The organism is Halorubellus litoreus, from assembly GCF_037081675.1.
Lineage (GTDB): Archaea > Halobacteriota > Halobacteria > Halobacteriales > Natrialbaceae > Halorubellus > Halorubellus litoreus.
Genome location: NZ_JAZAQL010000001.1, coordinates 1,023,250 through 1,050,209, shown reverse-complemented (window position 1 = coordinate 1,050,209; position 26,960 = coordinate 1,023,250). Strand labels below are relative to the sequence as shown.

General features: G+C 70.7%; 26 protein-coding genes. 11 read left to right on the top strand and 15 right to left on the bottom strand.

Annotated elements, in window-relative coordinates; all coding sequences use genetic code 11:
- The first annotated feature begins 7 nt into the window (after positions 1-7).
- Positions 8-670, top strand: a complete 663-nt coding sequence (locus VYJ16_RS05345) for an HAD family hydrolase (RefSeq protein WP_336349269.1) — start codon at positions 8-10, stop codon at positions 668-670.
- Here the strand turns inward: VYJ16_RS05345 and VYJ16_RS05340 are convergent.
- Positions 667-1,740 carry a molybdopterin-dependent oxidoreductase gene (locus VYJ16_RS05340; RefSeq protein WP_336349268.1) on the bottom strand — a complete coding sequence of 358 codons (1,074 nt, stop codon included), beginning with the start codon at positions 1,738-1,740 and terminating at the stop codon, positions 667-669. The genes VYJ16_RS05345 and VYJ16_RS05340 overlap by 4 nt on opposite strands.
- A gap of 48 nt (positions 1,741-1,788) precedes the next feature.
- Here VYJ16_RS05340 and VYJ16_RS05335 point away from each other — a divergent pair, with 48 nt between their 5' ends.
- Complete coding sequence (locus VYJ16_RS05335; protein WP_336349267.1) at positions 1,789-2,739, top strand: CBS domain-containing protein; 951 nt, start codon at positions 1,789-1,791, stop codon at positions 2,737-2,739.
- A gap of 48 nt (positions 2,740-2,787) precedes the next feature.
- Here the strand turns inward: VYJ16_RS05335 and VYJ16_RS05330 are convergent, their stop codons facing one another.
- The 4 genes from VYJ16_RS05330 to VYJ16_RS05315 form a co-directional block, all read right to left on the bottom strand.
- Positions 2,788-3,855 (bottom strand): nucleoside recognition protein, encoded by a 1,068-nt coding sequence (locus VYJ16_RS05330; protein ID WP_336349266.1) that lies wholly within the window; start codon positions 3,853-3,855, stop codon positions 2,788-2,790.
- Between the two features lie 90 nt (positions 3,856-3,945).
- Positions 3,946-5,028 (bottom strand): hypothetical protein, encoded by a 1,083-nt coding sequence (locus VYJ16_RS05325; RefSeq protein ID WP_336349265.1) that lies wholly within the window; start codon positions 5,026-5,028, stop codon positions 3,946-3,948.
- 125 nt (positions 5,029-5,153) lie between these two features.
- Positions 5,154-5,717 carry a magnesium transporter gene (locus VYJ16_RS05320; RefSeq protein WP_336349264.1) on the bottom strand — a complete coding sequence of 188 codons (564 nt, stop codon included), beginning with the start codon at positions 5,715-5,717 and terminating at the stop codon, positions 5,154-5,156.
- Entirely contained in the window at positions 5,718-6,299 is a 582-nt protein-coding gene (locus VYJ16_RS05315) for a magnesium transporter (RefSeq protein WP_336349263.1), read from the bottom strand.
- A 169-nt stretch (positions 6,300-6,468) separates the two neighbouring features.
- On the opposite strand from VYJ16_RS05315, the gene VYJ16_RS05310 reads away from it, so the two are divergent.
- A complete protein-coding gene (locus tag VYJ16_RS05310) occupies positions 6,469-6,870 on the top strand; it encodes a hypothetical protein (RefSeq protein WP_336349262.1) in 402 nt (133 codons plus the stop codon).
- Between the two features lie 42 nt (positions 6,871-6,912).
- Here VYJ16_RS05310 and VYJ16_RS05305 read toward each other — a convergent pair whose 3' ends face one another.
- The 6 genes from VYJ16_RS05305 to hisB all read right to left on the bottom strand — a co-directional run bounded on the left by VYJ16_RS05305 (position 6,913) and on the right by hisB (position 12,260).
- Complete coding sequence (locus VYJ16_RS05305; RefSeq protein WP_336349261.1) at positions 6,913-9,093, bottom strand: S9 family peptidase; 2,181 nt, start codon at positions 9,091-9,093, stop codon at positions 6,913-6,915.
- Between the two features lie 78 nt (positions 9,094-9,171).
- A complete protein-coding gene (locus VYJ16_RS05300) occupies positions 9,172-9,783 on the bottom strand; it encodes an IMPACT family protein (protein WP_336349260.1) in 612 nt (203 codons plus the stop codon).
- On the bottom strand, positions 9,780-10,298 hold the full coding sequence (locus tag VYJ16_RS05295; RefSeq protein WP_336349259.1) for a hypothetical protein: 519 nt from the start codon (positions 10,296-10,298) through the stop codon (positions 9,780-9,782). The genes VYJ16_RS05300 and VYJ16_RS05295 overlap by 4 nt, the downstream gene beginning before the upstream one ends.
- Before the next feature lie 85 nt (positions 10,299-10,383).
- A complete protein-coding gene (locus VYJ16_RS05290; protein WP_336349258.1) occupies positions 10,384-10,887 on the bottom strand; it encodes a TrpY family transcription regulator in 504 nt (167 codons plus the stop codon).
- Positions 10,888-11,109: 222 nt separating this feature from the next.
- On the bottom strand, positions 11,110-11,595 hold the full coding sequence (locus VYJ16_RS05285; RefSeq protein ID WP_336349257.1) for a DUF3592 domain-containing protein: 486 nt from the start codon (positions 11,593-11,595) through the stop codon (positions 11,110-11,112).
- A gap of 77 nt (positions 11,596-11,672) precedes the next feature.
- A complete protein-coding gene (gene hisB, locus VYJ16_RS05280) occupies positions 11,673-12,260 on the bottom strand; it encodes an imidazoleglycerol-phosphate dehydratase HisB (protein WP_336349256.1) in 588 nt (195 codons plus the stop codon).
- Positions 12,261-12,684: 424 nt separating this feature from the next.
- Between hisB and VYJ16_RS05275 the strand changes: the two genes are divergently transcribed.
- Positions 12,685-12,933, top strand: coding sequence for a DUF8028 family protein (locus VYJ16_RS05275; protein WP_336349255.1), 249 nt, complete (start codon positions 12,685-12,687; stop codon positions 12,931-12,933).
- 187 nt (positions 12,934-13,120) lie between these two features.
- Here VYJ16_RS05275 and hisA read toward each other — a convergent pair whose 3' ends face one another.
- The gene (gene hisA, locus VYJ16_RS05270; RefSeq protein WP_336349254.1) at positions 13,121-13,855 is read right to left on the bottom strand and encodes a 1-(5-phosphoribosyl)-5-[(5-phosphoribosylamino)methylideneamino]imidazole-4-carboxamide isomerase; all 735 of its coding nucleotides are present in this window, start codon (positions 13,853-13,855) and stop codon (positions 13,121-13,123) included.
- 195 nt (positions 13,856-14,050) lie between these two features.
- Here hisA and VYJ16_RS05265 point away from each other — a divergent pair, with 195 nt between their 5' ends.
- The 4 genes from VYJ16_RS05265 (at position 14,051) to VYJ16_RS05250 (ending at position 17,422) form a co-directional block, all read left to right on the top strand.
- On the top strand, positions 14,051-15,196 hold the full coding sequence (locus VYJ16_RS05265) for an inorganic phosphate transporter (protein WP_336349253.1): 1,146 nt from the start codon (positions 14,051-14,053) through the stop codon (positions 15,194-15,196).
- A 135-nt stretch (positions 15,197-15,331) separates the two neighbouring features.
- Positions 15,332-15,721 carry a ferredoxin Fer gene (gene fer / locus VYJ16_RS05260; RefSeq protein ID WP_227133873.1) on the top strand — a complete coding sequence of 130 codons (390 nt, stop codon included), beginning with the start codon at positions 15,332-15,334 and terminating at the stop codon, positions 15,719-15,721.
- 108 nt (positions 15,722-15,829) lie between these two features.
- A complete protein-coding gene (gene hisI, locus VYJ16_RS05255; protein ID WP_336349252.1) occupies positions 15,830-16,201 on the top strand; it encodes a phosphoribosyl-AMP cyclohydrolase in 372 nt (123 codons plus the stop codon).
- Positions 16,202-16,273: 72 nt separating this feature from the next.
- A complete protein-coding gene (locus tag VYJ16_RS05250; protein ID WP_336349251.1) occupies positions 16,274-17,422 on the top strand; it encodes a DUF7118 family protein in 1,149 nt (382 codons plus the stop codon).
- A gap of 48 nt (positions 17,423-17,470) precedes the next feature.
- Here the strand turns inward: VYJ16_RS05250 and glmM are convergent, their stop codons facing one another.
- Complete coding sequence (glmM, locus tag VYJ16_RS05245) at positions 17,471-18,835, bottom strand: phosphoglucosamine mutase (protein WP_336349250.1); 1,365 nt, start codon at positions 18,833-18,835, stop codon at positions 17,471-17,473.
- Positions 18,836-18,994: 159 nt separating this feature from the next.
- On the opposite strand from glmM, the gene VYJ16_RS05240 reads away from it, so the two are divergent.
- From VYJ16_RS05240 to VYJ16_RS05230, 3 genes are all read left to right on the top strand, one after another.
- Positions 18,995-19,852, top strand: a complete 858-nt coding sequence (locus VYJ16_RS05240) for an HVO_0234 family beta-propeller protein (RefSeq protein ID WP_336349249.1) — start codon at positions 18,995-18,997, stop codon at positions 19,850-19,852.
- A 71-nt stretch (positions 19,853-19,923) separates the two neighbouring features.
- The gene (gene prs / locus VYJ16_RS05235) at positions 19,924-20,772 is read left to right on the top strand and encodes a ribose-phosphate diphosphokinase (protein ID WP_336349248.1); all 849 of its coding nucleotides are present in this window, start codon (positions 19,924-19,926) and stop codon (positions 20,770-20,772) included.
- 122 nt (positions 20,773-20,894) lie between these two features.
- Positions 20,895-21,431, top strand: coding sequence for a heme NO-binding domain-containing protein (locus tag VYJ16_RS05230; protein ID WP_336349247.1), 537 nt, complete (start codon positions 20,895-20,897; stop codon positions 21,429-21,431).
- Positions 21,432-21,497: 66 nt separating this feature from the next.
- On the opposite strand, the gene VYJ16_RS05225 is transcribed toward VYJ16_RS05230, so the two are convergent.
- Together VYJ16_RS05225 and ileS are read right to left on the bottom strand one after the other, a co-directional pair.
- Positions 21,498-23,672: a CARDB domain-containing protein gene (locus VYJ16_RS05225; RefSeq protein ID WP_336349246.1), complete on the bottom strand. Its 2,175-nt coding sequence runs from the start codon at positions 23,670-23,672 to the stop codon at positions 21,498-21,500.
- 85 nt (positions 23,673-23,757) lie between these two features.
- Complete coding sequence (gene ileS / locus VYJ16_RS05220) at positions 23,758-26,943, bottom strand: isoleucine--tRNA ligase (protein WP_336349245.1); 3,186 nt, start codon at positions 26,941-26,943, stop codon at positions 23,758-23,760.
- Between the last annotated feature and the right edge of the window lie 17 nt (positions 26,944-26,960).

Below are 26,960 nucleotides of genomic sequence, written 5' to 3'. Positions count from 1 at the left end.
GGTCGGTATGAGTGATCCGTTCGAGCGGGCGGTGTTCTTCGACCTCGACCACACGCTCCTCGCGTTCGAGACCGAGTACGCGACGGTGCTCCGGGAGGTGACCGAGCGCCATCTCGGCGGCGGCGACGAGGTGTTCGAGGTGACCTACAGCGACCGGTTCCTCGAGCTGCTCGGCGACCACGCCGAGTCGCCGTATCGGCGGGCGTTCGAGTACGCGCTCGCGGAGCACGACTACGCGGACGCCGGGGTGTCGGTGGACGCGCTCGTTGAGACGCTCCGGGAGCGCGAGGTCGCTGGCGTCGCACCGTCGCCTGGCGTCGAGCGCGCGCTCGACGCGCTCCGCGACCGCGGGGACGGCGTCGGCGTGCTGACGAACGGCGTCCCCGCGTTCCAGCTCGCGAAGCTCCGCGGGCACGACCTCGAGGGATACGTCGACGCGAGCGTGGTGTCCTACGAGGCGGGCGCGCACAAGCCCGACCCGGCGCCGTTCGCGCTCGCCGCGGACCGCCTGCCCGCCGACGAGTACGTGCTGGTCGGGGACTCCTACGAGGCCGACGTCCAGGGCGCTCGCGAGGCCGGATGGCGCGGCATCCACTACGCGCCGGACGGCGACTCGCCTGCGAGCGACCCACTGCGGTCGTTCGAGGACCTCCTCGACCGACTCGACTAGTCGAACCCCGAGACGAGCGTGACGACCCACTGTGCGGGGTCGGCGCGGTCCCGGACCTCGACGGATTCTATCCACTTCACCCACTGGAAGCCGCGCCTGCCGGGGGCGACGAGGCGGAGCGGGTAGCCGTGGCCGTGCGAGAGCCGGTCGTCGTCGACGTGCGTCGCGAGCAGCGCGCGTTCGGCCTCCTCCCGCGGGAGGCTCCACCGGTAGCCGGTGACGGAGGTGAACCGCACCCAGTCGGCGTCCGGGTCGGCGTCGGCGGCGTCGAGGAGGTCGCCGACGCGGACGCCCTGCCAGTCGTGTTCGCTGTACCAGCCGCTCGTGCAGTCCAGGAGCGCGCGCTGCTCGCTGGCGCGTATCTCTTTCTCACCAAGGGTTGCGGGCTCGTCGAGGGCGAGCGGGGAGTCGACGCGCCCGGTGACGGAGAGCGTCCACGCGCTGCCGTCGATGGGGTCGGGGTCGTCGGCGACCCAGGACGTGACGGGGAACCGGTTCCCGTCGTCGCTCCCGCGCTCGGTGGAGCCCGTGAAGCGCCTGGTGGGGCCGAGGATGCGCGTGAGTCGCCACGCGACGGCGCCGGCGACGAGCGTCGCGGATAGCTTGAGGGCGTTCCGCCGTGAGGCGTCCTGGCGCGTGGGCGTCCGGAACCGCGAGTAGAGGTGGACGAGGAAGATGGGGACGAGTGCGATGCCGACGTACGCGTGGAGGACGAGCCCCGTGAACGGCCCGACCTGCTCGACGACGCCGAGCGTCCACGCGAGCCCGGTCGCGAGCGCGAGCACGGCGACGACCGTCAACGCCACCGAGATGCGGACGGTCCAGTTCCAGGAGCCCGAGAGCCGGTGGCGGACCCTGGCGAGTTTCGCGGCGAGCGCGCCGACGAGCACGACGCCCGCGACGCCGTGCAGCCAGAACACCCACGCGTCGCTTTCGGTGCCGGCGAGGATGCTCGCGAACCCCGTGATGGCCGCGACGACGACGCCCGCGAGCAGGACGGCGTCGACGAGTCGCGAGGGCAGCCACGTCGAGAGCCGGGACACGCTCGCTCGTAGGGACTCGACGTGCATGAGTGTGCCACCCGGGGGATTTTGGACGTGCCCGTCGCAGGAACCGGTATGCTCGTCGACATCGCGGTCGCGGACGTCATGACCGAGCCCGTGGAGACGATATCGCCCGATTCGTCGCTCGCGGCGGCGGCGTCGCGGCTCGCCGAGGGGTACGGGTCGCTCGTCGTCGCGGGGAACGGGGACGCGGTCGGTATCATCACGAAGTCCGACGTGGTGCGCGCGTTCGCCGCCGGCGACACCGAGGGGTCGGTGCGCGATGCGATGTCGGCGCCGGCGCTCTCCGTGCACGCCAGCGACGACCTCGCGGACGCGGCGAAGGTGCTCGGCGATGCGGACGTCGGGCAGGTCGTCGTCGTGGACGACGCCGGGGACGTCGTGGGTGTGCTGTCGGCGACGACGGTCGTGGATTACGTGCCGGCGATCGCTCGCCGGCACGCCGTCCCGGGCGCGGCCGACGTACCGGTGGGGGAGGACGCGGTGGGCGCGGCCGACGATGCCGTGCGCGTTGGCGACCGCGACCGCTACGGGCACGTCCGGAAGCCGGGGCGCGTGGACACGGCGTACGAGGAGGGCGACTGGGCGTTCGAGTGGGACGGCGGCGACGGCATCCGGGTCGGGAACGTCGCGCGGTTCTCGAAGCCGGTTACCGAGTCGGACGTCGAGGAGTTCGCGCACGCGACCGGGGACACGAACCGACTGCACCTCGACGACGAGTTCGCGGCGGGGACGCGCTTCGGTCGTCGCATCGCGCACGGCGTCCTCACGCTCGGCCTCGTCTCCGCGGCGCTCGCGCGGATGCCGGGCGCCATCATCTACCTGAGTCAGGACTGCTCGTACCTCGGCCCGGTCGACCTCGGCGAGCGCTGCATGGCGACGTGCGAGGTCGTCGACGCCCTCGGCGACGACAAGTATCGGCTCGACGTCGCCGTGCAGGACGGCGACGGCGAGATGCTGCTGGAGGGCGGTTCGACGGTGCTCGTCGACGACATCCCCGCGTAGCGGGTCGTTCACGAGCGCGTCGTCCGTGTCGACGAGCGCGTCGTCGACTCAGACCAGCAGGACGGCGAGCGCGATACCGATGAACACTACCTTGAGTGCGGTGTTGAGCGCGACGACCTTCGATCCGAAGGAGGCGCCCCAGATGCCGTACTGGAAGGGGATGGAGCGCTTGAACGTGGAGACGGCGAACGAGACGATGCCGCCGACGAGCATCGTCGCGACCGCCGTCCGGGGCGTGAACGGGCCGTCGGGCCCTATGAGGGGGGCGATGAAGAACGCGCCCGAGGTGGTGTCGACGGCGAAGACGGCGACGACGCCCGCGGCCGCCCCCGGTAACCCGAGGAGGCTCGTGAGGGGGTCGGCGACGCCGGTGACGGCGTCGAACACCTCGGGGTAGCGCTCGACCGCGACGAGCACGAGCGAGTACACGACGAGCAGGCGCGGGACGACGCGGCGGAGCGTCGACTTCGTCGACTCGAACGCCTCGCTCGCGCGGTCGCGGAGCGACTCGGGGTCGTCGGCGTCGTCCGCGTCGGCGTCGTTGGCGTCCGCGTCGGCGTCGTTGGCGTCGGCGTGGCCGCCGTCGCTCGCGACGTCGTCGTCCGCGTCGTCGCCGCGGAGGTCGGCTGGCGTCGCGTCGGGATTCACGTTCGCGGGCGAGAGGAAGAGGGCGCCGGCGAGGACGCCGGTGAGGGTGATGGCGAGGCTGATGGCGGCGCGCGCGCCGACGTACATGAGGCCGACCTCGAGGCCGAGTATCGGGATGAGGACGGGGACGTAGAACGTGAAGATGTGCTGGACGAACCCGAAGAACGTGTTGATGGTGACGGCGACGAGCGTCGCGCGGTCGTCGAGCGTCCCCGAGTCGCGGAGCGTCGCGAGCATCCCGTAGCCCGCGGTCGGGGAGGCGGCGGTGGTGACGACCGCGACCCCGGCTTCGGCGGGGAGGTTCGCCTGCTCGGTGAGTGGTTCGGCGAGTCCGCGGACGCGGTCGACGACGCCGAACTCGACGGCGAGGTTCGCGAGCGTCACGCCGACCGCGATGAGCGCGGTGACGGTGACGACTCGCGGGAGGACCTGCCCGAGGACGACGTCGATGATGGACGCCTCGCTCACGCGTGAACGTCGGGACGGCGCGAGTAAAGTCGTCTCGATGTCCGCACGCGAGGACGGCGTCGACGACGAGGTGGCCCGTCGGGGGTGCCGTCAGTTGCTACTGCACTCGTCGACCTGCTGCATCTGCGCTTCGCCGTCCTCCTGGTGGGACTTCGCGTCGGCGAGGTTCCCGTCGCTCGCCGCCGCGGCGCTCTTCTCGAACGCGGTCGCGGCCTTCAGGAGGTGCGTGGTCTGGCACGCCGCGACGTCGATGCGTGCGGCGACGTCGTCCGGTGCGTCAGCCGCCGAGTCGGCGAACGTCTCGTCGGACGTCTCGAAGTGCGCCTTCGCCGCTCCGAAGGACTCCTCGGCTTCCTCGTACTCCTTGGACTCGCTCTGCGAGCGCCCCGTCTCCAGGTCTTTCGCGCCGAGGATGGTCGACTCGTACCCGCTGGTGAGCGCGTCGAGCGTGTCGACGAGCGACGCGGTCTGCGTGACCGCCGCCTCGACCTTCGCGTACTCCACGCCGTCGACCGCGGCGAGCCGGTCCTGATTCACGCCGTCGAGCGCCTCCTCCGCGGTCGTCGTGCGCTCCTGAGCGGTCGCCGCCTTCGCCTTCGCGTCCCGGACGACCGACAGCGCCTCGTCGTAGTTCTCCTCGTCGAGCGCCGACTGCGCGTCCCCGGCGAGCGCGTTCGCGTCGACCGTCAGGAGGATACCGACGACGCGCGTCATCTCCGCGAGCACCGTCGCGAGGTTCCGGAGGGTCGCGATCTGCTTGGTCTGGGTCTCGGTCGCGGTCTCGCTCGCCGCGTCGAGCTGGCCGCGAGCCTCCTCGATACCGTTCAGGAGCTTCTCCTGGTCGAGGTCGACCTCGTCGGGCGAGTCGAGGTTGTCCTTGACCTTGTTCAGGCGGAGTGCGACCGCGTTCAGCGTACTCACCGCTTGCGCGATGTAGAGGTCGGCGTCGTTCTCGTCGGTCGTCGTCGCCTCGCTCTCGTCGCCCCCGCTCCCGGACCCGTCGTCGGACCCGCCACCGGAGCCATCGCCGCCCGACCCACCGTCCCCGCTCCCGCCGTCGCCACCGCTCCCGCCGTCGCCGCCGTCGCCGCCGGACGTCGGCGAACTCGAACAGCCCGCGATGGCGCCCGCGCCGAGCGCCGCGACCGTGCCGAGCATGTCTCGTCGTTCCATACCGTCTCCTGCATCTACGGCCTCTTGAACGCGTTGGCAGTTCCGGTAGGTTCAGACTATTCGCACCGTTCACGACCGTTCACGTGCCCGAATCCGGGCGGTGGCGTCGCGGTCGCATCGGTCGCTCACGGGGCGAAGACGGCGGCGACGCCGACGAGGACGAGGACGCCGAGGACGTCGCACGCGTTCGTGACGACGGGGATGACGACGTCGTCGGGGTCGAGGCCGCGGCGGTACGCGACGTACGTGGCGACGAGCGTGACGGCGACCGCGAGGACGGCGAGCGCGACGCCGGCGACGGTCGCGACGAGGACGACCCGGAGCGGCGAGAGCCTGGTGGTGCCGGCGACGAGTTCGGCGGTGACCCACGCGCCGAGGCCGACGACGGGGAAGACGCTCGCGGCGAGCGCGAACGTCGCGAGCGCGTTCCCGACGAGCGCGTCGTCGTCGGCCGCGAACGAGACGGTGCCGAGGTGGACGGCGGTGGAGAGGCGGGCGGCGAGGACGCTCCCGAGGTTCCCGGCGGTCCCGATGGTGACGGGCACGAGCACGAGCAGGGACGGCGACGCCAGCAGGGTGTCCTCGACGCTCCCGAGGACGAGGCCGCTCCCGAGTTCGACGAGCGAGAGGACGACGAGCAACGGGAGGGTGGCGCGCGTGATGGCGCGCACCGTCCAGTGCTCGGGCATCTAGATCCCTCCGAGGGCGGCGGCGACGATTCGCGTGGCGAGCAAGAGGACGGCGAGCCCGACGAAGTCGCCGGTCGTGGTGACGACGGGGCCGACGAACGTGTCCGGGTCGAGTCCGCGCCGGAACCCGACGATGACGACGGAGACGACGGCGACGGTGAGCGCGATACCGGACAGGACCCCCGCGATGAGGGCGATGAGTACGAGCGCGAGGAGGCTCGCGGGGTTCGAGCCGAGCGCGGTGAGGGCGGCGTACGTCGCGACGGCGGCGAGCACGGACACGAGCACGCCGTTGGCGAGCGCGGCGGCGATGGCGCCGCGGAGCCGGTCGTCGTCGAGGTCGATCTTCGGTTCGAGCAAGCCCTGGTGGAGGCCGGTGGCGAGGCGCGCGCCGAGGCTCCCGTAGACGTTCCCGCGCGTCGCGAGCAACGCGGGAACGAGCACGAGGAGGCCGGAGACGTCCCCGAGTTCCGCTCGCATCCCACCCAGTACCGCGCCCGCGAACAGGCCGCCGACGACGCTCGCGGCGAGCGCCGGCAGCGCCTCCCGGTACGCGCTCGCGGCGACCTCGCGGACTGTCATACGCGACGGCACACACGCCCGGGTCTTGACGCTTCCCCAGGCGGCGAGTGTCCGGCCCGTGGCCCTCGCGACGGTCGACCCGGTCCGGGTGCCCGACCGTGTCGCGATGGCCGACCGGGTCGCGTCGGAAGCGACAGGTATTCCGAGCGCGCGCCCCGAGGGACGCACGATGACTGACACTGCGACCGCGAGCGACGACGACCGCGACGTCGCTGGCGCGGGCTGGCTGGCGGCGGAGGTCGGGTCGCTCGTGAGCGCGTCGGTCGCGTTCGCGCTCTGGCTCGACGGATCGACCGCGGTCGCGGTCCCCGGCGGGTCGGTGTCGGCGCTCGCGGTGACGTTCCTGTTGCTCGCACTCGCCGCGGTCGCCGCGGGTGGGAAGGCGAGCGCTCGCGGCCAGGGGCTGCGCGCGCTCGGACACGGGACGCTCGCGGTCGGCCTGTTCGTGCTCGCCGCCGGCAGCGGCGTCGCACTCGTGGCGGTCGGCGGCTTCACCGTCACCGTCGGGACGCTCGGCGTCCTCGTCGCGGTCGGCGGCGCGAACCTCGTCGTCCTCGACGTCCTCCGGTAGCCTCGCGCGCCAACCGGGCGACGCGCGCTCCTCGCCCTCGTTCTACAGCGGTTCGTCGACGTCCTCGAACGCCGTCGAGTAGCCGCGGAACCAGTCGCGGATGCGCTCGATGCGGTCGACGACGTGCCCGGGTTCGCCCGACCGCGACAGTTCGTGGCCCTCCCGCGGATAGCGGACGAGTCGCGTCGGCGTCCCGTGCTTGCGGAGGCCGCGGTAGAGGAGTTCGGCGCCGCCGATGGGGACGCGGTAGTCGGCCTCCGCGTGGAGGAGGAGCGTCGGCGCGTCGATGGCGTCGGCGTGCATCGCGGGCGAGTGCTCGGCGAGGAACGTGGGGTCGGTCCACGGCGTCTCCCCGTAGTCGTCCTCGACGAGCTTGTACGCGGCGTCGGTCGACCCGTAGAACGACACGAGGTCGTAGACGCCGCGCTGGGGGACGCCCGCGTCGAACCGGTCGGTGTGCGCGAGCAGCCACGCGGTCATGTACCCGCCGAACGAGCCGCCGGCGAGGAACAGCTCGTCGTCGTCGACGGCGTCGCGCTCGCGGACGTGGTCGACGCCCGCGAGGACGTCCGCGCCGGTGACCGCGCCCCAGTCGCGCTCGATGGCGGCCTGGAACGCCTCGCCGTACCCCGTCGACCCGCGCGGGTTGGACGCGAACACGCAGAACCCGGCGGCCGCGAGCGTCTGGAACTCGTGCCACATCGTCCCCGACCCCGTCCACGTCGCGTGCGGGCCGCCGTGGACCTCGACGACGAGCGGCGCTGACTCCTCCGGGCCGAGCTCTGGTGGCGTGAACAGCCACCCCTGGACGGACGCGTCGTCGACGCGGTCGACGTCGACCGAATCGCTACCAGCGGTCGCCGTCGCCGCGTCGCCGTCGTCCGCGCGGAGCGCGCTCGCGTCGCCCGCTGGGAACGACAACGCCTCGGGTTGGACGACCGCGCGCTCGTCGAGGTACTCGCGGTTCAGCGTCGAGAGCCGCGTCTCCTCGGCGCCGCGCGGTGTCGCGGCGAAGACGTCGCCGGGGTGGTCCCACTCGCTCGCGGTGAACGCGAGGACGTCCGCGCTCGCGTCGAACCCGCTGCAGTGGGCGTCCTCGCCGACGACCACGGCCGCGTCCTCCTCGGGCGGTTCGCTGGCACCCGCGGGCGCGACCGGGACGCGTCGCACGACGACGCTCCCCGCGTCGGGCGTCAGCACGTACACGGACTCGTCGCCGGGGCCGAACTGGACGGGGCCGTCGCCAGCGACCGTGCGGTCGAGGCCCGCGGTCGGCACGCGGACGTCGCCCGTCTCCGGGTCGTAGACGTGGACGTCGGCCTGCCGGAGCGTCCCGCGCTCCTCGGGCGTGGACGCGTACGCGACCCGGCCGTCGTCGGCGACCGCGACCCGGGGCGCCCACGAGGTGTCGCGCACGAGCGTCGCCACGTCGCCGTCGGGATCGCGGCGTCGGAGCGCGAACTCGGTCGTGTCGTCCGGGTCCGCGTCCTCGTCCGCGGGGTCGCGCGCCCCGAAGTAGAGCGCGCCCTCCGGCCCCCACGCCGGCGCGGTGTGGTCGACCTCGCCGTCGGTCACCCGCGTCACCGCGTCGTCGCGGTCGAGGTTCGCGACGTAGACGTGCGAGCGCGTCCCGTCAGTGTACGATTGCGCCGCGCGGTAGACGGTCCGGTCGACGACGCGCGGGTCCGGGTCCTCGCGCTCGTAGTCGTCGTCGACCGCGAGGTCGTCGCCGCGCTCGCGCTCGCCCGCCGTCGTCGACTGCAGGAACGCCACCCGCTCCCCGTCGGGCCCCCACGCGAGCGCGGACACGCCGCCCGGCACGCTCGTCACGCGCCGCGCCTCGCCGCCGTCGACCGGGAGCACCCAGACGTCCGGCGCGCGGTCCTCGCCGCGGTCGGTCGCGAACGCGATGCGGTCCCCGCTCGGACTCCACCGCGGCTCGGCATCGACGCCCGCAGCCGCCGTGAACCGACGCGGCTCCTCGCCCCCGAGGTCGACGACGTACACCGACGCCTCCACGTCCTGGACGTCCGTCGCGTCCCCGCCGGTATCGTCGTCCGCTCCGTCCTCCCCGGACTCGTCGTCGCTCCCGCCGCTATCGCTCTCGTGGTCGTCCACGCGCGCCGTCCGTCGGACGAACGCGACGGCGTCGCCGTCGGGCGACACGCGCGGGTCGCTCGGCGTCGCCAGCTCCAGGTAGTCCTCGGCGTCGACAGTCTTCATGCCTCCGCGAACGCCACGCACCCCCAAGGGGATTCGGGCTCCGGCACAGCGACGAGCGCGAGACGCGGACGCGACCGGTCAGTTCTCGGCGTCGTCGAACTCGACGCGCCCGCTGGTCGCCGACCGGAGGCGATCCCGGAGTTCTGGAGCGTCCTCGACGGGGACGCGCGCGTCGATGCGGACGCGCTCGCCGTAGTCGGCGTCGAACTCCACGCCCGCGCTCTCGACGATACCACGGACGGTCCCGGAGTCGTCGTAGTCGACGACCACGTGGACGCGCTCGTGCGGGCGTTCCTCGACGACGCCCGCGTCGTCGACGGCGTCCTTCACGGCCTGCGAGTACGAGCGCGCGAGCCCGCCGACGCCGAGGTTCGTCCCGCCGTAGTAGCGGGTGACGACGACCGCGACGTTCTCCAGTTCGCGCATCTGGAGGACGTTCAACATCGGCTTGCCCGCACTCCCCGTCGGCTCGCCGTCGTCGCTCGAGTACTCCCGCAGGGGGTCGGCGCGCACGCGGTACGCGGGGACGTTGTGCGTCGCGTCCGGGAACTCGCTCCGTATCTCGTCGACGAACGCCTCCGCGTCGTCGACGGTATCGACGGGCCGGGCGTGCCCGATGAACTCCGAGCCCTGCACCTCGAACGCCGCCTCGCCGCGGCCGCCGACCGTGTCGTACGCGTCGTCGCTCACGGGTCCGTTCCGGTCGGGTCGTCGGTTCGACTCTCGGGGGTCTCGCCGCCGTCGTCGGTCGTTCGTTCGCCGTACAGCAGCGCGAGGAGGACGACGAGCGCGGTCGCTTCGACGACCTTGCTGACGAGCAGGAGCCAGTCCGCGACCAGGTGCTCGAACAGCGTCGCGAGCGCGGTGCCATGCGAGTGCCCGGTGGTCTCCCACGCCGGCGCGATCAACGCGCCGCCGGTGCGGTGCCCGCCGAGGAACACCCACCCGAGCAGGTAACAGAGCATGAGGACGACGCCGAGCGCGTACACGTAGTCCCGGCGCAGTCCCCACGCAGCGAGGCCGACGCCCGCCAGCACGGCGAGCGACGACAGCACGAACAGTATCTGGAGCGGGTCGATGAACGGCGTGCCCGCCTGCACGTAGACGAACAGCCGCGGCCAGCCGACCCAGAGGTGGATGGCGGCCGTGACGAGCGACAACTGGAGCGCGCCCACGCGCAGCGCCGCATCCACGTTCTCGTCCATACCGACGCTCGGGGTTCGCGCTACCTCAACGCGTCGGTCCGCCCGCGGACGAGGTCGCGGGGACCCGCACTGGGTTGCCGCGGGGTCACTGGAACTCGAGTTTCCGGACGAACGCGAGGTTGCGGAGTTCGTTGATGAGGTCGCCGGGGAGGTCGTGGTCGGTGACGATGTGGAGCTTGGGCTCGTCGGTGAACTCGGGGTCCTCGCTGATGGTCTGGCGGATGGAGACGTCGTGGTCGGCGAGCAGGCCGGTGACGGTGGCGACGATGCCGACGTCGTCGGCGTCGTCGACGGCGATGGACAGGACCGTGAGGTCGAGGACGGGCGCGAGGTCCATCAGACTCGGCACCTGGGAGATGTTCTGGAAGATGCGTCGCAGTTCCTCGTCCTCGAGGATGGCGTCGGTCGTGGAGTCGACGACGCGGCGGTCGACGCCGATCTCTCGCGCGATGCCCGTGTTCGGTATCTCGATTCCCCCCGAGACCACTCGCCCGTCGTCGTTCACGGAGAACCCCCGTTCGAGGAGCAGGCGGATGACCGCCTGCTGGCTCGGCGACCCCTCGAACTTCTCCATGATCTCGTCGAACATCACGTGCATCGACGACGCCCGACGATTTATGATTGTGGTTGTCGACCCGCTCTGGGTCGTGTGAACGGGCGTCTAACCACCGTAAACGCCCGCAGAATACAAATTACGCTCATATTTTTAGAGAATTATCAACGACTGGACGGGGCTGTGTTCGTTCGACGACCTGAAAGGAACGCCGCTCGCGCGCGGGCAACCCACGCCGCGCAGCGAGCGGATGGACGGTCAGCGAGCGAACAGGGCGAGTCGACCGAGCCACGCGACGCCCGCGAGCGACGTGAAGAGGCCGACGCCGACGAAGATGGCGTGGAAGAGCGTCTGTCGTTCCTTCACGAGGAACGCCTTCGACGCGCCGTCGCGGTCGACGTACGCGGTGACGTTCGCGCCCGGCGGGTGCTCGTCGACGATGCGGGTCGCCCACGACCGCCCCTTCGAGACGCTCCCCGGCCCCGGTATCACGTTGTCGCCCTCGTAGGACTCGCCGTCGACCTCGTACCGGTAGACGACCTCGGGGCGATAGCTGCGGGTGACGTCGCCGTCGCTGTCGCGGTCGGTCTCGACCACGACCTCCGCGCTGACGACGGTCGCGGCCACGGGCTCGCTGTTCTCGATCGCTCGCTGCTCCTCGACGTAGAGGTAGCCGCCGACGCCCGCGAACACGAGCCCGAACACGACCATCAGGACGACCGCGACCAGCTGTCTCGCCACCATAGCTGCTGGAAGCGCGCCGACACGAAGAAGCTATGCAGTTCTCGTCGGTCGAATCCGGTTCGTTCCGCGACGGCGGACTAGAGTTCGCCCTTCGTGCTCGGGGTGTCGCTCCGGCGGTCGTCGAGCCGGGTCGCGTCGTCGAGCGTTCGCGCGAGCGCCTTGAACAACGCCTCGATCTCGTGGTGGGCGTTCGCGCCGTCGACCTCCGCGTGCAGCGTCAGGCCGGCGTTCATCGCGAACGACCGCAGGAAGTGCTCGGCCATGTGGCTCGTCAGGCCGCCGACGCGCTCCTGACTGAACGCGCCGTCGAACTCGAACAGCGGCCGGCCGGAGACGTCCACGACGACGCCCGCGACGGCCTCGTCGAGCGGCACTTTGCGGTCCGCGAACCGACGGATGCCGCGCTTGTCGTCGAGCGCCTCCGCGAACGCCGACCCGAGCGTGATGGCGACGTCCTCGACGGTATGGTGGTCGTCGACCTCGAGGTCGCCGTCGCAGCGCACCGTCACGTCGAACAGGCCGTGTTTCGCGAACGACGCGAGCATGTGGTCGAGGAACCCGATGCCGGTGTCGACCTCGCTGTCGCCGTCGCCGTCGATGGCGACGGTCACCTCCACGTCCGTCTCCGCCGTCGCTCGGGTGACGGCGGCGGTTCGGTCGGTCATACCTCGCGGTTGGGTGGGCGGACTCATAGCACTGGCGGGGCGGAGCGGCGACCCGGGGCTGCCAGTTCGCTGCTCGCTCCGACGCCGGTGCGTGCGCCGACGGTGGTTGGTGCGTGCGGCGTCGCGACGGTGTCGCCGGTGCCGCGCGCGCTGGACCGAGGTCGGTGCGCGAGAGCAACTCGACGCCCGGGGAAACCCCAGCTTACCCTGGACGTACCAGTAAAAGTTCACATTATCCGTTTGGTTCTCAGTTACTGTCGTATCGTTCTAGAAGCGGCTGTAAAACGTCTAAAGAGCTCTCGAAGCGTCCGAGAAAATCCGTAAAATGGCGAAACATGGGTGAAACGTCGCGAATTCAACCGAACCCTCGACCCAGTTTATTATGGTATGGAATATAGGGGTAACTGCCGACAAGGTGTCCAACATGTCCACGACCACCCCCTCCACCCCCGACCCCTCCGCGACCGACCTCCGCTCCCGTCTCGGCCTCGAGACGATACTCAAGCCCGTCCGCGCGACCAGCTTCTACGCGGCACTCGCGCTCCCCCTCGCGTACGTGCCCCTGCTGGTCTCCGGGCTCGAGACCGTCTCGCAGACCACCACGTTCGCCCTCCTGCTCGGGCTGCACGTCCTCGCGCTCGCGGCCGGGCACGGACACCAACCCGGCGAGTAGGCACCCGACGAACGAACCGGACCCTGGCATCGCACGACCCGCGCGCGCACCGGACTCCCACACCAACGCGGTGCGCGCGACCCGCCGCCGACGCGGCGGCCGGCACGTGGTCGTGGACGACCCTTCCTCCACCTTCCCGACGAACACACAGCCGCTGCGCCCTCCTCTCCTCACGCTCGCCTGCTCGCTACTCGTCGGCGAGCGCGTCGCGCGCGTCGGCGAGCGAGAACCGGCCCTCGTAGAGCGCGCTCCCGACCACCGTCGCCGCGGCGCCCGCGTCGCGGAGCGCGAGGACGTCGTCGACGGTGGCGACGCCACCGCTCGCGACGACCGGGAGGTCGACCGCGGCCGCGAGCTCGCGCACCGGCTCGGTCGCGACACCCTCCAGGCGTCCCTCGACGTCCACGTCCGTGAACAGGATGGCGCACGCGCCGAGGTCCGCGTACCGCGTCGCCGCCTCGGCCGGGTCCAGCCCGGTCGATTCCGTCCAGCCCTCGACGACGACCTCGCCGTCCTTCGCGTCCAGGCTCACGACGACCGAACCCGGGTGAGTCTCGCTGATCTCCGCGACGATCTCGGGCTCCTGCACGGCGGCGGTCCCGAGGATGACGCGGTCGACGCCACGGTCGAGGAGGTCCCTGGCGTCCGCGGCGGTCCGGATGCCACCGCCGAGCTGGACGGGGACGTCGACCGCGTCCACGACGCGCTCGACCGCCGCGGCGTTCGCGCGCTCGCCCTCGAACGCCCCGTCGAGGTCGACGAGATGCAGCGTCTCCGCGCCCGCGTCCACCCACCGACGGGCGGCGTCCACGGGGTCGCCGTACGTCTTCTCGGTGCCTCGCTCGCCCTGGACGAGCTGGACGACCTCGCCGTCCTGGACGTCGACCGCGGGAACGACCTCGAACTCGGGGAACGGTTGCATACGCGGGGGACCGGCGGCAGCGCGCAAGAACCCACCGGAATCCACGCCGTGGAGAGCCTACCGGAATCGACGCCGTCGACCACGACCGCAGCGCGCGCCCGACCGGCCTCGCTCGGCCACTCGGCCGCGGCGTCGTCCCACGACGCTGGGAGCGACCGGAAGCCATACGGGTGGTCGGTCGGAACGGGGTGACGAATGGTTGCCCTGTTGCTACTCGTCGGCATCGCGGTCGCGGTCTTCGTCGGGTTCAACATCGGTGGCTCCTCGACGGGCGTCGCGTTCGGGCCCGCCGTCGGGAGCGACACGATCGGGAAAACTGGTGCAGCGGCGCTGATGAGTGCGTTCGCGCTCATCGGCGGCTGGACCGCCGGACGGCAGGTCATCGACACGATGTCAACCGGTATCGTGAACGTCTCGTTCACGCTCGCCGCCAGCGTCGCCATCCTGTTCTTCGTCGGGTTCGCGCTCCTCGTCTCGAACCTCTTCGGCGTCCCCGCGTCCACGTCGATGACCGCGGTCGGCGCCATCGCCGGGATGGGTGCCGCCATCGGCGAACTCAACCTGGAGAAGATGGGCGAGATCGTGACGTGGTGGTTCGTCGCCCCCATCCTCGCGTTCTGGGTGTGCGCGATGATCGGGCGGTACCTCTACCCCTACCTCGCGTCGACGTTCCCGCTCGGCACTGGCGAGTCGAGCGACGTCGCCGAGCGCATCGGGCAGTTCCTCGTCGTCGCCATCGGCTGCTACATGGCGTACTCGGCGGGGGCGAGCAACGTCGCGAACGCCGTCGCACCGCTCGTCGGCGCGAACGAACTGTCGGCGAACAACGGCGTGTTCCTCGCGGGCGGCGCCATCGCACTCGGGGCGTTCACCATCGCACGCCGGACGCTCGACACCGTCGGGAACGACCTCACGGACCTCCCGCTGCTCGCGTCTCTCATCGTCGAGGTCGTGAGCGCGAGCCTCATCACGTTCCTCTCGTTCATCGGTATCCCCGCGAGCCTCGCGGTGTCCGCGACGATGAGCATCGTCGGCCTCGGGTGGGGGCGCGCGACGCGCACCACCACCATCTCCGAGGCCGCGACGAAGGCTGTCCAGGGCCAGGGTATCGAGGACCCCGACGAGGAACCAGCCGAAGCGGGCGTGGCGATGAGCGCGCTCAACGCGGACGAACCGGGGAAGGAGGTCGCGCCCATCGGCGAGGAGGAACCCGACGAACTCGACGCCAGCGACCTGTTCGACCCGCGAGCGACCGGGCGCGTCATCATGCTCTGGGTTGCGACCCCCAGTATCTCCGCGGGCGCGAGCTACGCGCTGTTCTCGACCGTCGACCTGCTCTGACCGGTCGGCGACCATCCAGTCCCCGACACGTCCGGGAGTGCACGTCTCGACGGTTCGAACCCCGAGTTCTCAATGGTCTTTCGTGATTTCGCAAACAGCAAGGTCTTAGGGGCGCGAACGCGAACTGTCGCGTTGATGCCCACGGTAGAATACCTCAACTACGAAGTGCTCGACGACAACGGCTGGGACATGGACGACGACGACCTCTTCGAGAAGGCCGGAGACGCCGGTCTCGACGGAGAGGACTACGGCTCTCTCGAAGTCAACCAGGGCGAATACATCCTCGAGGCCGCCGAGGCCCAGGGCTACGACTGGCCGTTCTCGTGCCGCGCCGGTGCCTGCGCGAACTGCGCGGCCATCGTCAAGGAGGGCGAGATCGACATGGACATGCAGCAGATCCTCAGCGACGAGGAGGTCGAAGAGAAGATGGTGCGCCTGACCTGTATCGGCAGCCCGGCTGCCGACGAGGTCAAGATCGTCTACAACGCGAAGCACCTCGACTACCTCCAGAACCGCGTCATCTGAAAGGGTTCTTCCCTTCTCTCTGACTCGCTCACCGGGTAGCAACAGCGTCGGCTGTGGCTGGCGGTCGCGAGGGAAAGACCCATGGCGCGTCCGCGGTGAGATTCTGCCATGAGCGACGGCGTCGATATCGACTTCGGGGAGGATGGCCTGGTGCCGGCGGTCGCGCAGGACGCTGATTCGGGCGAGGTGTTGATGCTCGCGTACGTCGACGCGGAGGCGCTCGATGCGACCCTGGAGTCGGGGCTCGCGCACTATCATTCGCGGTCGCGGGACGAACTCTGGCAGAAGGGCGGGTCGAGCGGGCACGTTCAGCGCGTCGAGGAGGTGCGCGTCGACTGTGACGCGGACGCTCTCCTCTATCTCGTCGACCAGGAGGGCGGGGCGTGCCACACGGGCTACGAGTCCTGTTTCCATCGTACCGTCGACGGCGAGGTCGTCGGCGAGGAGGCGTTCGACCCGGACGAGGTCTACAATGACTGAGTGCAAGACAGTCGATTCGGACGAGGTCTACGATGACTGAGTGCAAGACAGTCGATTCGGACGAGGGCTACGATGACTGATCGAGCTGGGTCGGTCGACCCGTCCGACGCGGGCGCGGCGGACGCGCTCCGGGACGCCGCGAGCGAGTTGCGGGCGGCCCGGGACGCGGTCGACGACCACGGGGGGCGCGAGCAACTTGAGACGGTCGCGTCGGCGGTCAGGGACGCGGAACGGAAGCTGAACAGTTACGAGGAGTCGGCGACGGGGACCGGTGACTTCGAGTCGTACGTCCGATTCCAGGAGGCGTTCGCGACGCTCGTCGAGGGGCTCGACGACGACCTCCCGGAGCGCGAGGCGTTCGAGACTGCCCTGGAGTGCGTGGAGAAGCGACGGTTGAGCGAGTCGGACTTCGTGGCGGCGCGCGACGCGCTGGGGCCGGCGCGCGAGTTGGCGTCGGTCCGCGAGCGGCTGTCGTCGGCGCGCGAGGCGTTCGCGGACGCGCGACGGCGCGCGACCGACCGCCTGGACGCGGTCGAGGACGGTATCGCGGCGCGTGAGCGCCTGCTGGAACTCGGGAACGCGGACCTGGACGCGCCCGTCGACGACCTCCGGGACCCCATCGGGACGTACGACGACGCGGTCACGGACGCGTTCGCGTCGTTCCGCCGGAACGCGCCTGCGGGCGAGGTGTTCGACGTGCTCGCGGACGCCGCGGCGTACCCGCTCGTCGACGTCGACGCGCCCCCCGAAGAGCTCCGCGAGTACGTCGCGGCCGCGGGCGACGACCACACCATCCCCGAGTTGCTCGAGTACGCGGACTACTCGCAGTCGAAGCTCGAGCACTACGTCGACGACCCGGGCGCGCTCCGGACCGCGGTCGGCACCCGGCGAACGTACCTCGACCGGCTCGACGGCAGCGGGTTCACGATAGGGTGGCCGCCGCCGGAAGCGGAGGTCCTCCAGTACGTCACGCGCGAGTTGCTGTCGGTCGTCCCCGGGTTCGCCGAGGAGGACGTCGCGGCGACGCTCCAGTCGGTCCGCGAGCTCGCGTGGCGCGACGACTACGCGCGCCTGCGAACGGCCGCGGTCGCGCTCGACGAACTCGGCGACGCGGAACGCGACCGTCTCGCCGCCGGCGCCGTCAGCGAGGAACTCGCGGCGCTCGAGGACGAACGCGAGGCCCTTCGGGCGGCGCTCGACGACACCGACGACCTGGCGTGACGAACGCGAAGAATCTCGTTCCTCGACGAACGCGGAGAAACTCCTTCCTCAGGCGCCGCCACGGGCGGCAGCGAGCTGGGCGACGACGAAGTCCGCGAGTTCGTTCGCTCGCTCGGCGGTCCGGGCTTCGGCGTACACGCGCACGAGCGGTTCGGTCCCGCTCGGTCGTGCGAGCACCCACGCGTCGCCGTAGTCGAGCCGGTAGCCGTCGATGGTGGAGAGGTCCGCGTCGGCGTCGGCGGCGACGGCTTCGGCGGCGTCGAGCATCGCCGTCCGTTCGTCCTCGGTGTCGTACTCGAGGTTCCGGCGGACGTTGTGGTAGTCGTCGTACGGCGCGACGATGTCGCTGACGGGGCGGTCGGCGACGAGTTCCAGGAAGCGTGCGCCGATGAACGCGCCGTCGCGGCTCAGGCGGTAGTCCGGGAAGAAGATGCCGCCGTTGCCTTCGCCGGCGACGGGGACGTGCTCGCCGTCGGCTTCGAGCTCCTCGATGCGCGTGATGATGTTCGTCGACCCGATCGGCGTGAGTTCGAGGTCGGCGCCGGCGTCCTTCGCGACGTCGACGAGACGCTGGGAGACGTTCACCGCGGAGACGGTCGTGTCGCCGGCTTCGAGTTTCGCGGCGGCGAGCGCGGCGAGGGTGGCGTCGCCCTCGACGTACTCGCCGTGCTCGTCGTAGAAGATGGCGCGGTCCGCGTCGCCGTCGTGCGCGATGCCGACGTCGGCGTCCGTCGACCGGACGAGCCGCCCGAGGTCCGCGAGGTTCTTCGGGACGGGCTCGGGGTCGCGGCCCGGGAAGTGCCCGTCGGGCTGGGCGTTCACGGTGACGACCCTGCAACCGAGTCGCCGGAAGAACGTCGGGCTCGTGAGACAGCCGGCGCCGTGCCCGGGGTCGAGCGCGACCGTCAGGTCCGCGTCCGCGATCTTCTCGCGGTCCACGCTCGCGAGCAGTTCCTCGACGTAGCGGTCGCGGGCGTCCGCGACCCGCGTCTCCGACCCGACCTCGTCCCAGTCGGCGTCCGCGAACGTCTCGCCGACGAGGACGTCCTCGACGCGTTCGAGGTCCTCGACGGCGAGTTCGACGCCGTCGGCGCCGACGAGCTTCACGCCGTTGTACTCCGGCGGGTTGTGGCTCGCGGTGATCATGACGACCGGCACGCCCTCGCGTTCGGCGTACGCCTGCGCGCCCGGTGTCGCGACGACGTCCAGGCGGTCGACGTCCACGCCGACGCTCGCCAGGCCCGCTGCGGCGGCGTCCGCGAGCATCCGCCCGGTCGCTCGCGTGTCCCGAGCGATGGCGACGCGCTCCGAGCTCCAGGCCGTCCCCGCGGCCTTCGCGACGCGCAGCACGAACCCCGGCGTCAACTCGTCGTTGGCGACGCCGCGCGTCCCACTGGAACCGAATACCTTCATTCGTGTATCTCCTTGCGCGGGGTCGACTAAGGGATTCCGTTACCGCATCGCCGCGAGACGCGCTCGCACGCCTCTGCGAGTGCGTTGACACGAACCCGGTGCGCGTCGAGCGGTCGCCCGGCCGGGGTTTGATACGTGGACGCACCCAATGGCCGGGTGATGCCTGCGGACGAGGACATCGGAATCGACGAGAAGCGCGTGTACGATGGCGACGAACGCGAGACGACCGTGTACGTCGCCGCGTCGACGGGCGTGGTCGCCGTGTCGGTGGTCGAGGAGCGCGTCGGCGGGTTCGAGCTCGCGGTCCGCTGTACGGCACGGGACGTCGCGTCCGGGCCGGCGGGGTTGGCGGTCGCGACCGACGACGCCGTCCTGCTCGACGCGGGCGACGGGGCGCGGTCGACTGCCGGCGATTCGGGCGAGCGGTTCGTCGAGACCGGGTTCGGGGCGGCGTCGGCGGTCGCGGTCCACGGCGACGACGTGCTCGCGGCGACCGACGACGGCGCGGTCGCGCGGTATCGCGACGGCGAGTGGCGCGACCTCGGCGAGCTCACGGCGGTCGCGCGCATGGACGGCGACCTGCTCGCGACCGCGGACGGCGTCTACCGCGCGCTCGAGGGCTCGCTCCGGCACGCGGGCTTGGCGAGCGCGACGGACGTCGCCGCCGCCGGCGTGCCGCTCGCCACGACCAGCGAGGGGTTGTTCCAGCTCGGGAACGGGTGGATGGACGTCGCCGACGGCGACTTCCGGTTCGTCGCGAGCGACCCGGGCGCTGCAGACGGACGGCTCGGGCGCGCGCACGCCGGCACCGACGACGTCCTGTACGCGCACCACGACGGCGACTGGTCGACGGCCACGCAGCTCGACCGCCCGATCGTGGACGTGGCGTACGGCGACACGGTGTACGCGGTCTCCGAGGACGGCCGGTTCGCCGCGGAGGGCCCGGACGGCTGGCGCCATCAGGAACTCGGCGTGCGGGACGTGACGGCGGCGGTCGCGCGTACCACGACCGAGTGAGGACGTCCGCCCGGAGGCGGCGTTCGCGCGCAAAGAAAACGGATTTACGCGCCCGCGTCGACGCGTCGAACATGATATTCGGTGGGTCGAGCACCCAGTCGCTCGCGGCGGCACTCTCCGAGGTCCTCGACGACGAGTTGGCGCTCGTCGACTACGAGCGGTTCCCGGACGGTGAACTGAAGGTGAACGTCGGCGACGTCGCGCCCGACCGCGCTATCGTGGTCGCGTCGACCGCGAGCAGTGACGCGCACGTGGAGTGCCTGCAACTCCAGGACGCGGCGCGCGAGGCGGGCGCGACCGAGGTCGTGACGGTCCTGGCGTACATGGGGTACGCGCGCCAGGACGAGGCGTTCGAGGCGGGCGACCCGGTGTCGGCGCGGGCGGTCGCTCGCGCCATCTCGACGGGTTCGGACCGCGTCCTCACGGTGAACCCCCACGAGACGGCTATCTGCGAGTTCTTCGAGCCGACCGCGACCGCCGTGGACGGCGCTGGCGTGCTCGCGGACCCGCTCCCGGACGACCTCGACGACCCGCTCTTCCTCGCGCCCGACGAGGGTGCGTGCGCGCTCGCCGAGACCGTCCGGGACGCGTACGGTCGCGGCGCGACCGACCACTTCGTGAAGCATCGCGTCAGCGGCGACGAGGTCGAGGTGACGCCGAGCGACGCCGCGGTCGCCGACCGGGACGTCGTCGTCGTCGACGACATCGTCGCCACCGGGTCGACGATGAGCGAGTCGATCGCGGTGCTGCGCGACCGCGACGCCGCGTCGGTGTCGGTCGCGACCGTCCACCCCCTGTTCGCGGGGAACGCCGTCACGAAACTCCGCCGCGCGGGCGTCTCCCGCATCGTCGGCACGGACACGCTCGAACGCCCGCAGAGCGTCGTTAGCGTCGCCCCGGTGATTGCGGAGCACCTCTAGCCCGCCGTCGGTCGCGAGTTCGGGCAGCGTCACGGGTTCTTGCCGTCATCGTGGAATCTACCCCAATGTTTTAAGATATGGTCGCCGTACGTAGGCGACAGTCAGCCTGTCGAGCACGCAACATGCACGGAATCCTCCACAAGTCACTGAAGACGTACGTCGCTGAGAACATGGGTGAGGACGTCTGGGACGACGTCCTCGAGCGCGCGGACATCGACCCGAAGCTCTACCTCCCGGTCTCGCACTACCCGGATACAGACCTCACGCGGTCGCTGTCGGTCATCGCGGAGATGAGCGGGCACGACGAGTCAGCGATCGAGCGGGACTTCGGTGCGTTTCTCGCGGGAGACCTGCTCTCGACGTTCAAGGCTCACGTCCGCGACGACTGGTCGACGTTCGACCTCCTCGACGGACTCCCGGGGATCTACGAGCAGATCGAGGCCCAGAATCCGGAGACGACGACGCCCGACGTCACCACCGAACGCCTGAGCGAGGACGTCGCGGTCGTCGAGTTCCGCTCGGAGCGAGACCTCTGTACGCTCGGCGAGGGCATCATCGTCGGCGTCGGCGAGGAACTCGACGACCCCTGCGAGGTCACCCAGGAGCTGTGTACGCGCGACGGCGAGGATCACTGCGAGTTCCACGTCGAACGCGCGTGACGCCGGTGGCGCGACGCTGATTCGAGGGGGTTTCTAGCGGCGTGCTCGACCGACCGTGACGAACTGCTAGGTGCGTGCTCGACCGATTCCGACGACGGCGAGCGCCGCGAGTGCGACGGTCGCACCGAACCCTGGAACCGGCAGCGACTCCTCGCTGGTCTCTCCGTCCTGCGACGTGGCCGAGGTGGTCGTCGCGCCCGTCACCTGCACGGTCACCGTCGTGTCGCGGACGCTGACGACGTGCTCGCCGGGGTCGGCGAACGAGACCGTGTACGTCCGCTGGACGCTCGACTCCGCGGGCACGAGCACCGTCTCGTTCGCGAGCACCTCGCCGTCGAGCGCGACCGGGACGACCACGCGCCCCGGCACCGGGGCGTCGTTCCGGACCGCGTACGACAGCGTCACCGCCTCGCCGGCCGCGACCGTCGTCGGCACCGAGACGTCCTCGACGGTCGGCGACGGCGGCTCGACGACCTCGACCGCGAGCGTTCGCCCGCCGGCACGCACCCGGTACGTCCCGGGTTCGTCGAACGCCTGCTCGAACGTGACCGTCGTCGACGCGCCGGTCGCGAGCTCGCCCTCGCGGGTCGCGACCTGCTGTCCGTTCACCGTCATCGCGGTCGCGTACGTGCCAGCCTGCCAGCCGACGTTCGTCACCGCCACCGTCACCGAGAGCGTCTCGCCCGCGACGACCGTCGGCCGCGTCCGCCCGAGTCGCCGCTCGCCGTACGGACCGGTAGTCGAGACGCCACCGACCGGCACCGAGAGGTCGAACACGGGCGGTTGCACGCCGAAGTACCGCTCGTGCGTGGCTTCGCCCCACGTCTCCGCGGTCCGGTCGCTCTGGGTCAACGCCGACGCGTACGCGCGGACGTTCGCGCCAGCGCCGTCACCGACGGCGTCCAGGACGACGTCGTTCGACACCGTCCCGTTGTGCGCGTTCAGCGTCCTGTAGGCCGTCTGGAACGACGCCGTACTGTTCGTCGACTCGCGCATGGCGAGGTCGACGGCGCCCACGGCGAGCGCGCCCTTCAGGTAGTTCGCGCCGCCGCTCCACGTCTGCGGGAACGCCAGGACGTCGTCGTCGTACCGGTCGCGCTGGCCGCGTTCCAGTTGCCTGCGGAACGCCGCGTAGCTCGCGTTCCCTTGCTCGTACGCGAGCAACGCCGCGTAGTAGTCCGCGGTCGCCTCCGTCACCCACCGGCCGCTCTCGGTCGTGTCGAACGCCTGGCGCGTATGGATGTACTCGTGGATCCAGACGCTGTCCGGCGAGTCGACGGGCGACCCGGCGAGCACCCACGCGTCGTCCTCGCCGAACTGGAGGCCGGCGATCCCCCAGTCGACGTCCTCGGGGGCGGCGATGACGAACACCTCCTCGCTGCGTGCGTCGACGCGGAGGTCCTCGCTCGCCGCGACGAGCGACCCGAGGACCGCTCGCGGCGTCGCGTTCAACTCGGCGCGCTCGGGGACGACGAGCTCGAAGCGCTCGTCGCGGCCCTCGGCGGTGTATCGCTCGACGGGCCCGAGGTACGCCATCTCGCCGCCGGTCGCGCCCGCACCGTCCACGACCGCGTCCTTCTCCAGGTCGACGTCGGCCGCGCCCGTCCACCCCCAGCGCGTCCCGACGCGCGGCACCTGCACGAGCGCCCACGCGCCCGCGTCCACGAACACGTACCCGTCCGCGGTCGCCGCGGCACCGACACTCCCGGCGTCAGCGGTCGACGCGCCACCGGCACTCCGGGCGTCAGCGGTCGGCGTCACTCCGCGGGCGGCGTCGAGGTCGACGCGACGACCGCCAGATGTCTGGTTCGCGTCCACGCGCAACGTCAGCGTCGGCGTCGACGTCGACTCCGTCCACGCGTACGTGCCGTCGCCCTGTCGCTCGAACCCGTCGGCGTCCACGACCGTCGACTCCTCGCCCAGCGACACCTCGAGGCGCGTCACTGGCGACGGCACCTCGTACTGCACCACCGCCCGAACCGACCCCGGCTCCTCGGGCGTCAGCGACAACTCGACGGTTCGACGGATGGTCTCCGTCGCCGCGCTCGCGGTCGACTCGCTGACCGAATCGGTCCCCGGGGCCGCGCTCGCGGTCGACTCGAGCGGGTCGGCAGCTGTCTGCACGACCGCATCGGTGCGTGCATCGACCGACTGTGGCGACGCGGGCGCACCGACACCAGCAGTTGCGACCGCTGGAAGCGAGACGACGAGGACGACGACGAGCGCGAGCCGACGGAACACACCCGTCGTTCGGACGGTTCGGAGAAGACTCTTGTCCCCGCTCGCGTCTCGGAGTGAACGCGGACACCGCAGCGGGTCGCCGCGTTCAGGCCTCGGCTTCGGCGACCGGGTCGAGCGCGATGGTGACCGTCGTTCCCTCGACGTCCCACTCGCGCGTGGTGCCGTCGACGTCGTCGACGAACGTCGCGCGCGTCTCCTCGGCGACGAGGTCGCGGTGCTGGTCGACGAGCCCCGCGATGCGGTCGTCCGCGACGTCCACGGTCAACCGGACCTGCTCGTCGACGTCGAGTTCGAGGTCCTTGCGCATCTCCTGGACGCGACGGATGACCTCGCGAGCGTACCCTTCGCTCTCGATGTCCTCCGTGAGCGTCGTGTCGACGTACACGACGCCCTTCGTGTCGCCGTCGACCTCGAACGTCGACCCGGCGACGCTCTCGGGCGTCTCCGACTCGAACGACACCATCGACTCCTCGAGGTCGGGTTCACCGACGACCTCGCGGAGCGCGTCCAGGTCCTTCGCGTCGAGGCGCGCGTCGTTCAGCGCCTGCATGACCTCGCCCGCGCGGTCACCGAACGCCGGCCCGAGTTCGCTCATGTCCGCGCGAGCGGAGTACGCGAGCTCGCCCCACTGCTCGCCGGGGTCGACGAGTTCGACGTCGCGCGCGTTCAGACGCTCGGCGAGCAGCGACACGTGACGGTCGACCGCCTCGTACGTCCGCTCGTCGTTCGGCGCGACGACGACCCTCGTGACGGGCCAGCGGAGCTTCCGGTCGGCCTGCTGGCGCGCGTTCGCCCCCGCCTCTTCCATCGCTCGGAGGACCTCGACGTCGGCCTCGAGTTCGTCGTCCACCCACGTCTCCTCGACCGCGGGCCAGTCGCGCATGTGGACGGTATCGAACCCGCTGTCGCCCGTGAGCGTCCCGTACATCTCGTCCGCGACGAACGGCGCGTACGGCGCGAGGAGCGCGACGACCTCGTGCATGACCTCGTAGATCGTCGCATAGGCGGCGAGCTTGCTCTCGGACTCCTCTTCCTCCCAGACGCGCTCGCGGATCGCCTGCACGTAGAACCGCGACACGTCGTCCGTGACGAACGAAAGCAGCGCGTTCAGGGCCTTGTCCGGCCGGCGGTCCTCCCAGTGCTCGGTCATCTCGCGCTTGACGGACTGGAGGCGCGCGAGCACCCACTCGTCGACGAGGCGCGTGTCGAGCTTCACGAGGTCCTCGTCGCTCGGCTGGAAGTCGTCCATCTCCATGTACGGCAGCGGGAACCGGAAGACGTTCCAGAGGATGTTCAGGTCCCGCGAGACGTTGTCCATGCCGTCCCACGAGAACTTCATGTCGCTCCCCTGCGGGTTCTGGCTGAGGAGGAACGCGCGCATCGGGTCGACGCCGTAGTCGTCGATGACCTCCTGGGGGTCGACGAGGATGCCCTTGGACTTCGACATCGTTCGGCCATCGGGCATGAGCGCCCACCCGTGCATGAGAACTTCCTCGTAGGGGATCTCGCCGAACGCCGCCGTCCCCATCCCGAGCTGACTCCAGAACCACCCGCGCGTCTGGTCGTGGGCCTCCATGATGAGGTCCGCCGGCCACAGCTCGTCGAACTGCGAGTCGTCCTCGGGATAGTCGAGGGTACCCCAGGATGCCACGCTCGAGTCGAGCCAGACGTCGAACACGTCCGGGACGCGTCGAGCTTCGCTCCCGCAGCCCGCGCAGTCCATCGTCAGGTCGTCCACGGTGGGCTTGTGGAGGTCGACGCTCGCGGGGTCGACGTCCTGGTGGACGCGGTCGGCGAGCGTCTCGCGCGTGTCGACGACGTTCAGGTGCTCGCACTGGTCGTCGTCGCACGTCCAGATGGGGATGGGGATGCCCCAGTAGCGCTGCCGGGAGACGTTCCAGTCCGGCGACCCCTCGACGAAGTCCTTGAAGCGGTTGTCTCGCGCGTCGCTGGGATGCCACTCGGAGTCCTCGATGTTCGCGAGGAGTTCGTCCTTGATGTCGGAGACGGTGATGAACCACTGGTCGGTGACGAGCCGAACGATGTCGGTGTCGCAGCGCCAGCACTTCCCCTCGCCCTCGACGAGGTAGTTCTCGTCGTGCGCGAGCAGGGCGCCCTTCGCGTCGAGGTCCGCGATGACGTCCGCGTTCGCGTCGCGCACGAACGTCCCGGCGTACTTCCCGCCGGATTCGCCGTACGTCCCGTCGCTCTCGACCGGACAGAAGATCTCGAGGTCGAGTTCGCGGCCGCGCTCGAAGTCCTCCTCACCGTGCCCGGGCGCGGAGTGCACCATCCCTGACTTGTCGCCGGCGTCCGCGTACTCTGCCGTGTACACTTCGCCAGCGCCCTCGCCCTGCGGGTGGTCGGGGACCTCCTCGGCGAGCGGGTGCTCGTACTCGAGGCCGACCAGCTCGTCGGCGTCGCGCTCCTCGAGGACCTCGTAGTCCTCGTAGCGACCCGCCTTCAGGACGGTCTCGACCTGACTCGCGGACACCCAGAGGACGTCGGTGTCGCCGTCGCCGGTCTCGGCGCGCACCTTCGCGTACTCGCCGTCGGGGTCGACCGCGACGAACGTGTTCGCGGGGATCGTCCACGGCGTCGTCGTCCAGATGACGAGATTCCCTTCCTCGCCCAGCAGGGGGAACTTCACGTAGATCGCGGGTTTGTGGACGTCGTGGCGCTCGACCTCGTTGTTCGCGATGGCGGTCTCGCAGCGCGGACACTGGTTGATGGAGCGCTGACCTTGCTCGACGAGCCCGCGCTCGTGGGCTTTCTCGAACCCGAACCACGCAGCCTCCATGTACTCCGGATTGACTGTTTTATAGGGGTTGTCCCAGTCCATCCAGACGCCGAAGCTCTGGAAGTCCTCCTGGAGGCCCTCCAGCTGGTCGTCGGCGAACGCCTTGCACTCCTCGATGAAGTTCTCGACGCCGAACTCCTCGATGTCCTTCTTGTTCTCGAACCCTAACTTCTCCTCGACGCGCGTCTCGATGGGGAGCCCGTGCATGTCGTAGCCCGGGCGGTCGGTGACGTCGAACCCCTGCATCGTGTAGTAGCGGATGAACGCGTCCTTCAGGGTCTTGTTCCACGTCGTCCCCATGTGCGCCGCGCCGGACGTGTACGGCGGGCCGTCGACGAAGAAGAACGTCTCCTCGCCGTCGCGGTGGCGTCGTGTCTGCTCGTAGGCGTCGACCGCGTCCCAGTGCTCGAACACGCGGTCCTCGACCGCGTCGGGGTCGTACTGGTCCGCGACCTCCTCGAACCGTTCCATATCCGACGCTAACTCCC

What these genes read in the sequence shown, in the direction of transcription:
- VYJ16_RS05345 (WP_336349269.1), top strand. Translation starts at nt 8, where the DNA reads ATGAGTGATCCGTTCGAGCGGGCGGTGTTCTTCGACCTCGACCACACG.
- VYJ16_RS05340 (WP_336349268.1), bottom strand. Translation starts at nt 1,740, where the DNA reads ATGCACGTCGAGTCCCTACGAGCGAGCGTGTCCCGGCTCTCGACGTGG.
- VYJ16_RS05335 (WP_336349267.1), top strand. Translation starts at nt 1,789, where the DNA reads ATGCTCGTCGACATCGCGGTCGCGGACGTCATGACCGAGCCCGTGGAG.
- VYJ16_RS05325 (WP_336349265.1), bottom strand. Translation starts at nt 5,028, where the DNA reads ATGGAACGACGAGACATGCTCGGCACGGTCGCGGCGCTCGGCGCGGGC.
- VYJ16_RS05320 (WP_336349264.1), bottom strand. Translation starts at nt 5,717, where the DNA reads ATGCCCGAGCACTGGACGGTGCGCGCCATCACGCGCGCCACCCTCCCG.
- VYJ16_RS05315 (WP_336349263.1), bottom strand. Translation starts at nt 6,299, where the DNA reads ATGACAGTCCGCGAGGTCGCCGCGAGCGCGTACCGGGAGGCGCTGCCG.
- VYJ16_RS05310 (WP_336349262.1), top strand. Translation starts at nt 6,469, where the DNA reads ATGACTGACACTGCGACCGCGAGCGACGACGACCGCGACGTCGCTGGC.
- VYJ16_RS05305 (WP_336349261.1), bottom strand. Translation starts at nt 9,093, where the DNA reads ATGAAGACTGTCGACGCCGAGGACTACCTGGAGCTGGCGACGCCGAGC.
- VYJ16_RS05295 (WP_336349259.1), bottom strand. Translation starts at nt 10,298, where the DNA reads ATGGACGAGAACGTGGATGCGGCGCTGCGCGTGGGCGCGCTCCAGTTG.
- VYJ16_RS05290 (WP_336349258.1), bottom strand. Translation starts at nt 10,887, where the DNA reads ATGTTCGACGAGATCATGGAGAAGTTCGAGGGGTCGCCGAGCCAGCAG.
- VYJ16_RS05285 (WP_336349257.1), bottom strand. Translation starts at nt 11,595, where the DNA reads ATGGTGGCGAGACAGCTGGTCGCGGTCGTCCTGATGGTCGTGTTCGGG.
- hisB (WP_336349256.1), bottom strand. Translation starts at nt 12,260, where the DNA reads ATGACCGACCGAACCGCCGCCGTCACCCGAGCGACGGCGGAGACGGAC.
- VYJ16_RS05275 (WP_336349255.1), top strand. Translation starts at nt 12,685, where the DNA reads ATGTCCACGACCACCCCCTCCACCCCCGACCCCTCCGCGACCGACCTC.
- hisA (WP_336349254.1), bottom strand. Translation starts at nt 13,855, where the DNA reads ATGCAACCGTTCCCCGAGTTCGAGGTCGTTCCCGCGGTCGACGTCCAG.
- VYJ16_RS05265 (WP_336349253.1), top strand. Translation starts at nt 14,051, where the DNA reads ATGGTTGCCCTGTTGCTACTCGTCGGCATCGCGGTCGCGGTCTTCGTC.
- fer (WP_227133873.1), top strand. Translation starts at nt 15,332, where the DNA reads ATGCCCACGGTAGAATACCTCAACTACGAAGTGCTCGACGACAACGGC.
- hisI (WP_336349252.1), top strand. Translation starts at nt 15,830, where the DNA reads ATGAGCGACGGCGTCGATATCGACTTCGGGGAGGATGGCCTGGTGCCG.
- VYJ16_RS05250 (WP_336349251.1), top strand. Translation starts at nt 16,274, where the DNA reads ATGACTGATCGAGCTGGGTCGGTCGACCCGTCCGACGCGGGCGCGGCG.
- glmM (WP_336349250.1), bottom strand. Translation starts at nt 18,835, where the DNA reads ATGAAGGTATTCGGTTCCAGTGGGACGCGCGGCGTCGCCAACGACGAG.
- VYJ16_RS05240 (WP_336349249.1), top strand. Translation starts at nt 18,995, where the DNA reads ATGCCTGCGGACGAGGACATCGGAATCGACGAGAAGCGCGTGTACGAT.
- prs (WP_336349248.1), top strand. Translation starts at nt 19,924, where the DNA reads ATGATATTCGGTGGGTCGAGCACCCAGTCGCTCGCGGCGGCACTCTCC.
- VYJ16_RS05230 (WP_336349247.1), top strand. Translation starts at nt 20,895, where the DNA reads ATGCACGGAATCCTCCACAAGTCACTGAAGACGTACGTCGCTGAGAAC.
- ileS (WP_336349245.1), bottom strand. Translation starts at nt 26,943, where the DNA reads ATGGAACGGTTCGAGGAGGTCGCGGACCAGTACGACCCCGACGCGGTC.